The following is a 10,740-nucleotide window of genomic DNA, read 5'->3' as shown; positions in this document are numbered from 1 at the left end:
TTTGAATGTTAGATACTTAAATATACGAATTATTGCTATTTTACACAAATCTTATTTCTATGCTTAACCCGAACTCAGGTTAAATAATGACTCCGAAATCAAACTTTCATGGGTCGCCTCAACAAGGCAGGCTTCTTCATCTTTGTAAGCCTTAATAAGTATTTTACCACAGTACATAGGATTTGTGATTGCCCTTTAGAATGATGTACTGCTAATGTTTGCTCCCAATTTTAACTCCAATATAACTAATTGAATTTAGGCTGTTTCTATAAACCAATTACCAAACTGACAGTCGAATTGTTTCATAATATATATAATCTGTCATAGATCTACGAAATATAGTAAATCAAATAGTATGATGATAAGGTGTAAAATATTGATAATTAATGTTATAAATATTTGGATTATTGTTTGGGTAGTTACATGTCAATAATTGGAATATCAAATATTAGCTTCAATTATTTATAACATTTATTCAGCGGGCATTTTTGCCTATCTGAAGAATATTGAGAAATAATGACGTGAATTCTTAAAGGTTTACATAATGCTGTGGCTGGAGCTTTTTTTATGTCCTTAAAAACTGAGTTGATTTATGGCAATAGACACACGACAAAAGAAAAGATGGAATTGGAAATCTTTGGATACCTTGATGGAAAATAGAGATGATTTTATGAATCTTTGGAATCTGTTGCAGCTACATTTTAACTCATCAATCTGATGCTTATTGTACAAATTTTATCTAAATTGTAATTATTATTTTCTCGATTTTATGAATGATTTTATTTACTTGGATTACAATGCAACAACACCAGTCGATCAGAGAGTTGTAGATACGATGCTTCCTTTCTTCAATTCTCTGTATGCAAATGCGGGAAGTTCCCATCTTTTCGGTCTTACGGTAAAAGAGGCGATTGACGAAGCTGGAGAAAAAATTGCAGAATTGATCACGGCAGATCCTAAAGAAATCATCTATACATCTGGCGCAACAGAGGTCGTCAATTTGGCTCTAAAAGGTATTGAAAAAGCAAACGGTAAAAATCACATCATCACGGTAAAAACTGAACACAAAGCAGTGTTAGACACTTGCATTTATCTGGAAAAACAAGGATTCTTGGTGACATATCTAGATGTTGGAAAAGATGGCCTGATCGATCTGGATGAATTGAAAAATGTGATTACTGATAAAACTTTATTGGTTTGCGTAATGTTTGTCAACAACGAAACCGGCGTGATCCAGCCAATCAAAGAAATTGCCGAGATCGCCCACGATAAGAATTGTCTTGTTTTTTGTGATGCAACGCAGGCGGTCGGGAAAGTTCCTGTCAATGTGAAAGATCTTGGAATCGACCTGATGCCTTACATCGAGAAAAAATATAAGACCAATGGCAGAAAAGCCATTGCAGGATTGTCGCGAGGTAGTTACCAAGCCATGCTGATCGGCGTCAATCATCCGGAAGTTTTTTCGGCAATCGGTTCTTTCAGTCCGGTCATCTACGGAGGAACGGAAACTCAACCTTTCAAAGAGTTTCCGATAGGCAATCTTTTAAAATCAAAGAAGAGACCTTTGTTCTTCATTGGCGTTGGTGACAAGGAGGATGCAAGATTCCTTGATTTTAATAAGACCATTATTTCTTATCTCGATGAGAACAATTATCCTTATTCAGAGTACAGATCTGCTCAAACCTATCATGAGTGGTTGACCTGGAGACGTTGTCTGCATGAATTTGCCCAGAAGATCTTCAAATAATTAAGTTTTCAAGAGCAATTTCCATAATGATTTACTAAGGTCATCAAAATGGTATCAAAATAGTACCAGTCTCTGTATGAAAAGATATAAGAAAAGACCATTTCCAGTAGAGGAATCGAGGCGTTTTCTGGAACCTGCACCTACAGTTCTGGTCACATCCGCTTATGGAGAGCAGCAAAATATAATGACGATGGGTTGGTACACGATCATGGAATTTGTCCCATCATTGATCGGCTGCATGATCTCCAAAGGAAATCATAGTTTTGAACTGATCAAGAAAAGTAAGGGATGTGTCATCAATATTCCCACTGTAGAACTATCTAAAACGATCGTCGCTATTGGGAATTGTAGTGGTTCGGAAGTAGATAAATTCAATGAGTTCGAACTTTATACAGAGCAAGGAGATGTTGTAAAAGCGCCACTTCTGGTCAACTGTTTTGCTAATTTTGAATGCAGGCTTTACGATGATAAACTGATAGACGACTATAACTTCTTTATTCTTGAAATTGTAAAAGCTCACGTTGCAACCTCTCCGAAATATCCCAAAACCATCCAGTATAGGGGCGACAGTCATTTTGTAGAGTCCGGTAGGAATTTTATGATCCCTTCGTCTAAGTGATCAAAAATTAAAAAACTTCTTTAGCTCATAATTTGCAATGTTTTTAGTATTTTGGTCATAGTAAAATTTGATGACAAGTATTTTTGCCTATGAATGAATTTACCCAATTCTACAATAATCTAGAAGTTGATAACGGTCTGCTGATCATGCTCATGGTCATGAGTGTCTTTGTAGCGATTTTCCACACGGTGATCTTCATGGGACTTTACAATATCAATCTAAGACCAAAGTGGCTTTTCTTTGTCTTAAATCCTTTATTGATCTGGCTTTGTTCATTATATGACAGCAGATTGGGAGCTTTGTTTGCTCTTATCCTGTTTCTTTCCGTTTTCGTCTTGGGAATTATTGGAATGATCGTCTCGGCCATCAGAAGTGGCGTGGAAAGTTCGAGAGAAGAAGATGCCCGTAGGAAAAGAAGTGGGAAACCTGCACTTCCAGTCTGGAAAAAAATACTGATCACTTTATCTGGATTAATTTTCTTTGGACTGGTCCTATCGTTGGGTGTTCCGTATTTTATCATCATCTTTTTTATCATTCTTCCATTTTTAACATCATTAAAATCAAATAATAAAAAACGGTTCTACAAGTATCAGCGCACTTTGCCAACCGCAAACATCCGTTCTGTGGCAATGGGTCTTGCAGAGATCTCCGGTAAAGTGAAAATGCTGGAGCCACTGACATCCAGGATCGGGACAAAAAAATGCATCGGATATCTCTACACGATAGAGGATGTAAGGACAGACAAGGATGGCGATAATTCCTATAGTTTAGAATCTTCGGAAACAGTTTGTAAACCTTTTTATGTTCAGGATAATTCTGGCCAGATCAAAGTTGTGACTGATGATATCGAATTCATAGATTTTGAAATTGATGAGCGATACCAGTCTTCTATGAAGCGCTACACGCAATATCTTCTTACAGAAAATATGGACGTTCTGCTGATCGGGAAAGCTGGTTTGAAAGAAAATAACGAACCTGTTTTCATGAAGGAGGAGATCAAAGATGTTTTTGGTATATCGCCAGTCGCAAGTGTGGAAGATTACAACACTATGCGACCAATCCTACAATCTGCTGGTTATTTTGTCTATTTTTGGGTGATCCTCATCGCGCTTATTTTTCTCACGCCGATCAATTTGAGAAATCATACTTTGGAATTTGGAAAGATCGATTTTGATCTGCCGTTCAAAAATTCTAAACCTGTGAAGTCAGTAGATGATTTTTATAACAATGTCTATGACAGTTATGAGCAGAGAAACACAGAACCAGTGGAGGATTATAATGAAGCTGATAGTTTAGAAATAACAACAACACCTTCAGAATAAATTTTAAAAAAAACTAATAAAAAAATAAAACTATGATACAGATTCTCGCTTATGTCATTATCGGATTGGTCGTTTTAGGACTTCTTAATGTCATTGTTTCAACATACAACAGACTTGTGATGTTGAAAAATAACGTCGACAAATCCTTCGGGAATATTGATGTTCTTCTAAAACAACGCGCCGACGAGATCCCGAATCTTATAAAAGTGGTGAAAGAATCCATGAGATTTGAAGAATCGATGTTGACAAAACTGACGGAACTGAGAACCAGATTCCTCAACGCAACATCTACCGAAGAAAAGGTAGAATTGTCCAACGAAATGCAAACGCAACTGAAATCTATCTTTGCAGTGGCAGAAAATTATCCAGACATCAAAACCAGCCAGAACTTCCAATTGCTTCAAGGCAGAGTTTCCCAAATTGAAGATGCGATTGCTGACCGTAGAGAATTCTTCAACGAAAGTGTGACGATGTACAATATCGGGATAGAGGAATTCCCGAATTTTATCTTAGCAAAACTGATGCTATACACCAAAAAGCATTTACTACAGATCACCGAACAAGAAAAAAAATACGATGGAGTTGCCTTTTAATATCATAGACATTCTGAGAACTATCGAAGCAGAGCCGGGTTTCTTGGTGGCCTTTGCGGCATTTCATCCTTTTGCAATTATGGTCCTTGCTATTCCGCTTTGGATCTTCAGAAAAATGGGCGTTTACAAACCTGCTGAAGAATTGGGCATGTTTGGTTTCTCAGTTGTCGTCATTTTTATGCTCGGCTGGCTACTCGGTTTTGTCTCGCAGATTTTGATGATGTTCATGGGCATTCCCGGACTCAAGATGCTGATGATCTACTTATCCATGTACCTTTGCATCACGGCTTTTGTAATTGTGAATGCCTATGGTATGAAGAAATGGTATGAAAGAGACCAATTGAAAAAGAAACCAGTCACTTAATTTTGATTAATGAAAAAAGCGACGGTCATCCTTTTTGTTATTTCAGTCCTGATACTGTTGTTTGTCGATAGATGTACGACTATCAATTTGACGACGGCGGATATTTTTCGACCTTCAAATTATAACGATTTCAAAGAATTACCAAAACGGCCACAATCCCAAAACTACGAGATCGTTTCTGCTCAAGGTGAATTCCCATTGTTGTACAATTCTTCTCAAAACGAATTTTACCTAAGCAACGGGAAAGGGCTTACCAAATATGATGGAGCGGGAAATTTGATATTTACAAATGATCTGAGTTATGAGGAATATACTTCGACGTTTGATTTTTCGAATTTTGTGCCTTACGTTTTTGCTAAAAATGGTGTCTATGATTACTCAGGAGAGAAACTGGTCTACAGCCGATTTTCTGAAATTCTGAATGCCAATAATGAGATGGATGATAAAGATTTCAAATCCATATTCGAAAGTCATTACAAAAATGCTGAGCTCGTGATCTATGACAACGACCGGAATATTGAGAGTGATAGAGATTGTTTACCGATGTATTTTATGAGTAAGGGTAAGTGGACCTTGATGTTTACTCAAAAAGGCGACTATCGGTTTACTCACCAGGGGAACGGTGATATTGATAATGATACCATTGGTAAAATTGATTTTTTAGGTTTTCCCGCCAAGTTCGCTGACAAAGGATTGATGGTGTTGAAGGATTCTAAGAATGGGATCTATTCCATCAATAAATTTGGAAGAGAAAAGATCACTGATGATTATCTGAATACTTTCTACACCCAGATCCTAAAAGAAAGAAAAATGGATTATCAAACCGATGATGAGATCAAGTTGCTATCTCGCAGAAAAGAGGAATATTATTCTACGGGAAATATATTCAGCCTGCCAAGCTGGGTGTCACCATCATTTATGAATACAGGATATTTCAAGCTGACCTATCGTGGTGAAAATATCTTTTTCAAAGAAAAGGCAATCAAATTATTCTCTGATCCGAAAGTCCAAAATGACCTTTATCTTTTCGAATTACCAAAAAAATCAAGATCAAGATCAAAAATCGCCTTTGTATTGTATGAACTGAATGTTGGTGGTTACATGAACGACAGTACAGGCATAGTAGAACCGATCATCAAAAATACAGGATTGTATCTCATCAAACCAAAAAAATAAATGTGCTTGTTTTTAATCTTTTAAACTGGTAGCGTAAACCAAAATGTGCTCCCTTCACCAATTGTGCTGTCTACACCAATTTCGCCATCGTGTTTTTTGATGATCTCTGAACAGATATAAAGTCCCAATCCAAGCCCTGAATAGGACTTCCCAGAGTGGTCTGCACGGTAATAGCGGTCGAATAGATGTGGCAGGATCTTAGCATCAATTCCTTCCCCGAAATCCTGTACCGATATTTTGATGCGGTCTTTCAGTTCTTCGATATTGATATGGATTTCTTTGGATTGTGATGCATATTTCACAGCATTGTTGATAAAATTGATGACAACCTGATCGATTCTATTTTCGTCTGCAAACACAGATAAATTGTGATCACCCTTGATGATAATGTCGTATTTGCCTTCCATTCTTATGTGGTCGCCACTTTTAGAAAGCATATCATACAGGTTGAAATTGGTCTTTTCAAGTTGAAGTTGATCTTCATTCATTCTACTCATATTCAGCAGTTCGTCTATTAGTGTGACCATGGTTTCCACACTTTTGGCCGATTGGTCGATCAGTTTGATATGGGTTTCGGTAAAATGTTCATTCCTTAATCTACCCAATAATTGAATGGAAGCTTTGAGAATGGTGAGCGGCGTTTTTAGTTCGTGGCTTGCTATGCTCAGGAAATCATCCTTACGTTGGTCAAACAATTTCTTTTCGGTAATATCGGCGGTCATTCCCACCATTCTGTCCGGATTTCCGTTCTCGTCATATCTCGGGCGTCCGTGGGCTTCGATCCAATGGACGGATCCGTCTCTCCAGCGGATCGGATATTCTGTTTTATAGATCCCATTGGTCCTCATGGCTTCTTGGACAAGGCCTTTCACTCTTTCACGGTGTTCAGGAAACATTGCTTCGAAAAGATCAGAATATTTAAATTCCACCTCAGGCGAAAACCCATAATTGCGTTTGAAAACATCGCTGCTTTGCATGATGCCTGTTGCCAATTCCACTTCTGTAGATCCCAAACTGCTCGCATCCATGGCAATCTGCAGTCTTGTGTTGATCTCGGTCACAGTTTCCCGTGAGTTTACTTGGTCGGTTACATCTGTTGCGACGATCATGATCGCATTGCTGGTTCCATCGGAATTGCTTATTGGTTTATAGACAAAGTTAAGATAACGTTCTACAGAATTACCATTGATGGTCAATTTCGTCTTGTGTTCTTTTCCATAAAAAGGTTTACCAGAATTATATACTTCTGTAATGATATTCAGGAAGTTTTGTTCCTCTATCTCTGGCATGGCCTTTACCAATGGTAATCCTACGACAGAGCGGTCTTTGCCCCAGATCTCCAAAATCGCATCGTTCACCACATCGATTTCAAAGTCGATTCCTTTAAGTGATGCCATGGCTACCGGGGAATGTTCCACGAGTGAGCGGAAGCGGTCTTCACTCTCGGTCAGCGTATGATTCAGATGCTGTAGCTTATTTTTAAACTGAACGAGTTCTTTATTGGCATTTTCCAATTTGGAATTGATGGACAGAAGCTCTTCGTTCGTGATCTGGTATTCTTCATTCATTTCGCCAAGGTCTCTGGTAAGTTGCTCTTCTGCCTTCGATTTTTCGTAGATCAGATTTTTTGCAGCTATTCGGTCAGAGACTTCAAAGGCGGTATGAAGGATGTACGCAATTTTTCCATTTTCATCATGAAGGGCCTTGTATTCAAAATCAAAATAGAAATTCTTAAACTCACCGTTGATTTCTAAGACAGCAGGGTAGTCCTTAGCCAGATAAGTCTCGCCAGAATGCCATACTTGTTGCAGAATTTCAAAGAATGGCTGACCGGAAAGCTCCGGAAGCGCATCATTAAAAGTTTTACCCAATATGTTTCGGTCTTTCCCCCAGAAGTTTAGCATGGCCTCATTGGCGCTCAATATGGTGATCTCTTCCCCAGAATAGATGGCAGTCGCATTGGGTGATTTGAATAATATGCCAAGGAGTTTTTCAGGACGGATGAGATCGGGTGAGTTCATAAAAATTATACTAAAACAAATATAAAAAAAATCGTTGCCAAAAGCAGACCGTTTATTATTAATAGTCAGTAAGCATGATGATTTGTAACATTGCGGTAAAGCAAATGAATGTTGTAATTCTTTCCTTCAACAATGTCTATCTGATTTGTCACAACTCATTTTGATCATATTTTAAGATTATTAGAATATGTTTATCGTATTGGCAAAGAAATTGTGTAGTAGAGTACATGATAAAAAACTAACTTTTTTAAAACTAACTGTTATGACCATTTCTTACTACGATTTTAAAAATTTACCTAACGAATCCCAATGTGACATCGTTTTGAACGAAGGTCATCTGATGAACGAAACCATCAAAGATGAACTGAAATTTGTGCTCTACGAGATCTCGTCCTTCACAGTCGAGATTGTTTATAATAAAAATAACAGGATCGCAGCCATGAATGTCTATCAAAATAAATCGGCTTACGCTAACTAAAAATAAAAAACACTATCAGATCTTGATAGTGTTTTTTTTGTTTTAATAAAACTGTCGATTTTTAAAGTCGCTTTTGTTCATCGGTTTTTGCTCCGGATTTCACTTCTTTTACTTTCTGATTTCCAAAGTTATATTTTAGGTTGACCATGAAATACTGCGTGTCGCGATAATCTTTGAAATATTGATTTTGATCGGCATAATTGGTCGATATCGTATTTCGGTCTGTTCGGAAGATATCATTGAACACCAAACCAGCTTCCAACTTTTTATCAAACATTTTTTTATTGATAATGACATAAGTGTTCTGCGAAGAACTGATGTCAAAAGAACCCTGAATGGTCTTGGAATTATAAACATATCCAATATTCAGATCCCAGGTTTTTGCTTTGTCCAAAGTGATCTGCGTGGATAGATTGGCATTATAAAAGAAAACATCATTCCTATAAAGAATCCGATCCGTTCCCATAAAATAGTTTTCCTGATATTCTCCCATTGCAAAGATATTCAACTTCCAAAAAGGCTTGATCGAGAAGTTTTTGGAGACGTTGGCGCCAATATTTTTCCCGTGATCGATATTGGTAAAATTATAGACCGTTTCGAAAGTCTCTGGATTTTGGATTGATATTTCCATTGACGGATCTTTGATGTAGCTGAAGTACGTTTCGAAGTTCCAATCTTTCACCGTGTAGGTCAAACTCAGGTTGTGAATGATTGTTGATTTCAAATTTGCATCACCTTGAAAATAGGAATATAAATTATAATAAGATTTTGATGGGTTTAGGAAATCATAATTCGGTCGGTCTATTCTTTTACCGTATGAAAATCCCAATTGCTGATCATCTTTCAGATTGTACATTGCATAAAATGTTGGGAAAAGCCCTGTTCTGGTTCTGTTGTTTTCAATCGTAGGATTGTCAGATGTTGTTTTAATAGCAGTTGTTTCAGACCTTAAACCAGCTTTCAATTCCCACTTTTTCAATTTATATTCTGAGGAAATGTAAGCGGCGAAAATGTTTTCTTTGTAATCGAAAAGATTGCTTTTCAAAGGATTGTAAGTAATAGATTCCTTGGTTCCATCAAAAAAGTCAAGGTCGTTCTCGTTGTGCACAAAACTATATTTCAATCCACTTTCCAAGGTGAATTTTTCCTTAGTCAATCGATAATCCAACTGTGTAGAGTAAAGCGAAATGTTCTGAATGTTCTTACTTCCAAATCGGTTATAGTCTTCTGGCTGATCCACAAAGTTCAACATAGTTTCAATATCCTGATCTTCCTTATATTTTTTCGTGCTGAAGTTGTTGGTCCACATCAAATTCTGGTCACCAAATTTCTTATCAAAAACCAAATAAGAATTAAAACTATTATTAAACTGATTTTTCTGATTCGAAGTCAGATAATTGGACTGAAGTTGACTGTTTTCTGTATTATAAATAGTCGTCGGAACCTTGTAATGACCGTTGTTATTGGGCGCATTGTAACCATCAAAACCAAACTGGACAGTCGACAAACTATCCAAACTGTATTGGCCAGAAAAATTATAAACATGTTGCTCGTGAGCGTGGGTTTTTCTCGTCATATCGCTTTCCCAGCGTGTCTTATCTTGATTAAAAGTCACAACGTCAAAGTTTTTCCGAACATAATCGCCCGTCACAAAATTGTAATTCCCGCTCAGTTGCCATTTTCCGGTGTTGTAAGATTGCGAAGTTCCAATCAGTCCCTTGGCATAAGTTGCTTGCGTATATCTTGTGGAAACTCTGCCTTTGTAACCTGATAGGATATTTTTTTTCATTTTAATATTAATGATCGCACTTCCCTCAGCTTCATATTTTGCGGGCGGATTGGTGATGACTTCCACGGACGAAACATTGTTTCCATCGGTATTTTCCAGGAGCTGTTTCAGTTGTTCCTGCGACATCAATGTCTTCTTATCATTAATGGTAACGATGATCTGAGAATTCCCTAGAACACCCAATTCTTCATTTTTCACCAAGACATTTGGTGTGCTTTTCAAAATATCCCAGGCGTTCAGATTTTGAAGTGGCGTATTATCGATATTGAATTCCAGTCGGTCGATTTTCCTTTTCAATAAAGGTTTATTCGCTCTAATTGTTACGGTCTCGATGGTATTCAAAGTATCTTTTTTAAGGATAATATTAAGTGACAGATCACTTTCCTCCAGCGTCAATTCGTAATCCCTAAAACCCGTTTTTTTGATTGATAAGGAAACGGGAAAAACCGAAATTCCATCAATCTCAAAATTTCCTTTCTCATCAGAATTGTAAATTTCCTTTTCATTGATCTGAATAACGCCTTCAGAAATAGGTTCCTGCTTTTCATTTTCGATATGTCCTTTGATGCTTTGACTCCAAATCAAAATTGGGAATATAAGTAAGATTGTCGTGTAAAATTTCATTGCCATA

Annotated in this window: 11 protein-coding genes; 8 read left to right on the top strand and 3 right to left on the bottom strand. The window is 37.2% G+C overall.

All coding sequences use genetic code 11. The features are described from left to right. Positions 1 to 63: 63 nt before the first annotated feature. On the bottom strand, positions 64 to 189 hold the full coding sequence (locus AXA65_RS19445; RefSeq protein ID WP_317040338.1) for a recombinase family protein: 126 nt from the start codon (positions 187 to 189) through the stop codon (positions 64 to 66). A 378-nt stretch (positions 190 to 567) separates the two neighbouring features. Here AXA65_RS19445 and AXA65_RS20535 point away from each other — a divergent pair, with 378 nt between their 5' ends. The 7 genes from AXA65_RS20535 to AXA65_RS07065 all read left to right on the top strand — a co-directional run bounded on the left by AXA65_RS20535 (position 568) and on the right by AXA65_RS07065 (position 5,821). Beyond that, a complete protein-coding gene (locus tag AXA65_RS20535; protein ID WP_086048103.1) occupies positions 568 to 660 on the top strand; it encodes a hypothetical protein in 93 nt (30 codons plus the stop codon). A 109-nt stretch (positions 661 to 769) separates the two neighbouring features. Next, a complete protein-coding gene (locus AXA65_RS07090) occupies positions 770 to 1,747 on the top strand; it encodes an aminotransferase class V-fold PLP-dependent enzyme (RefSeq protein ID WP_063969426.1) in 978 nt (325 codons plus the stop codon). Positions 1,748 to 1,823: 76 nt separating this feature from the next. Further along, the gene (locus AXA65_RS07085) at positions 1,824 to 2,366 is read left to right on the top strand and encodes a flavin reductase family protein (protein ID WP_063969425.1); all 543 of its coding nucleotides are present in this window, start codon (positions 1,824 to 1,826) and stop codon (positions 2,364 to 2,366) included. Positions 2,367 to 2,455: 89 nt separating this feature from the next. Continuing rightward, on the top strand, positions 2,456 to 3,688 hold the full coding sequence (locus tag AXA65_RS07080; RefSeq protein ID WP_063969424.1) for an EI24 domain-containing protein: 1,233 nt from the start codon (positions 2,456 to 2,458) through the stop codon (positions 3,686 to 3,688). Between the two features lie 32 nt (positions 3,689 to 3,720). Beyond that, complete coding sequence (locus AXA65_RS07075) at positions 3,721 to 4,281, top strand: LemA family protein (RefSeq protein WP_063969423.1); 561 nt, start codon at positions 3,721 to 3,723, stop codon at positions 4,279 to 4,281. Beyond that, on the top strand, positions 4,265 to 4,645 hold the full coding sequence (locus AXA65_RS07070) for a hypothetical protein (RefSeq protein ID WP_063969422.1): 381 nt from the start codon (positions 4,265 to 4,267) through the stop codon (positions 4,643 to 4,645). The genes AXA65_RS07075 and AXA65_RS07070 overlap by 17 nt, the downstream gene beginning before the upstream one ends. 9 nt (positions 4,646 to 4,654) lie before the next feature. After that, positions 4,655 to 5,821 (top strand): hypothetical protein, encoded by a 1,167-nt coding sequence (locus AXA65_RS07065; protein ID WP_063969421.1) that lies wholly within the window; start codon positions 4,655 to 4,657, stop codon positions 5,819 to 5,821. A 20-nt stretch (positions 5,822 to 5,841) separates the two neighbouring features. Here AXA65_RS07065 and AXA65_RS07060 read toward each other — a convergent pair whose 3' ends face one another. Next, on the bottom strand, positions 5,842 to 7,842 hold the full coding sequence (locus AXA65_RS07060) for an ATP-binding protein (RefSeq protein ID WP_063969420.1): 2,001 nt from the start codon (positions 7,840 to 7,842) through the stop codon (positions 5,842 to 5,844). A 262-nt stretch (positions 7,843 to 8,104) separates the two neighbouring features. On the opposite strand from AXA65_RS07060, the gene AXA65_RS07055 reads away from it, so the two are divergent. Beyond that, positions 8,105 to 8,320 carry a hypothetical protein gene (locus AXA65_RS07055; protein WP_063969419.1) on the top strand — a complete coding sequence of 72 codons (216 nt, stop codon included), beginning with the start codon at positions 8,105 to 8,107 and terminating at the stop codon, positions 8,318 to 8,320. A gap of 61 nt (positions 8,321 to 8,381) precedes the next feature. On the opposite strand, the gene AXA65_RS07050 is transcribed toward AXA65_RS07055, so the two are convergent. Continuing rightward, complete coding sequence (locus tag AXA65_RS07050) at positions 8,382 to 10,739, bottom strand: outer membrane beta-barrel family protein (RefSeq protein ID WP_086048102.1); 2,358 nt, start codon at positions 10,737 to 10,739, stop codon at positions 8,382 to 8,384. Position 10,740 lies beyond the last annotated feature (1 nt).

The organism is Chryseobacterium sp. FP211-J200 (assembly GCF_001643375.1).
GTDB lineage: Bacteria > Bacteroidota > Bacteroidia > Flavobacteriales > Weeksellaceae > Epilithonimonas > Epilithonimonas ginsengisoli.
The sequence above is the reverse complement of the archived record's forward strand: the minus strand, read 5'-3'. Positions and strand labels throughout refer to the sequence as shown.

Bases quoted from the DNA above. Each gene is read 5' to 3' on its own strand.
- AXA65_RS20535 (WP_086048103.1), top strand. From the start codon at position 568: ATGTCCTTAAAAACTGAGTTGATTTATGGCAATAGACACACGACAAAA.
- AXA65_RS07090 (WP_063969426.1), top strand. From the start codon at position 770: ATGAATGATTTTATTTACTTGGATTACAATGCAACAACACCAGTCGAT.
- AXA65_RS07085 (WP_063969425.1), top strand. From the start codon at position 1,824: ATGAAAAGATATAAGAAAAGACCATTTCCAGTAGAGGAATCGAGGCGT.
- AXA65_RS07080 (WP_063969424.1), top strand. From the start codon at position 2,456: ATGAATGAATTTACCCAATTCTACAATAATCTAGAAGTTGATAACGGT.
- AXA65_RS07075 (WP_063969423.1), top strand. From the start codon at position 3,721: ATGATACAGATTCTCGCTTATGTCATTATCGGATTGGTCGTTTTAGGA.
- AXA65_RS07070 (WP_063969422.1), top strand. From the start codon at position 4,265: ATGGAGTTGCCTTTTAATATCATAGACATTCTGAGAACTATCGAAGCA.
- AXA65_RS07065 (WP_063969421.1), top strand. From the start codon at position 4,655: ATGAAAAAAGCGACGGTCATCCTTTTTGTTATTTCAGTCCTGATACTG.
- AXA65_RS07060 (WP_063969420.1), bottom strand. From the start codon at position 7,842: ATGAACTCACCCGATCTCATCCGTCCTGAAAAACTCCTTGGCATATTA.
- AXA65_RS07055 (WP_063969419.1), top strand. From the start codon at position 8,105: ATGACCATTTCTTACTACGATTTTAAAAATTTACCTAACGAATCCCAA.
- AXA65_RS07050 (WP_086048102.1), bottom strand. From the start codon at position 10,739: ATGGCAATGAAATTTTACACGACAATCTTACTTATATTCCCAATTTTG.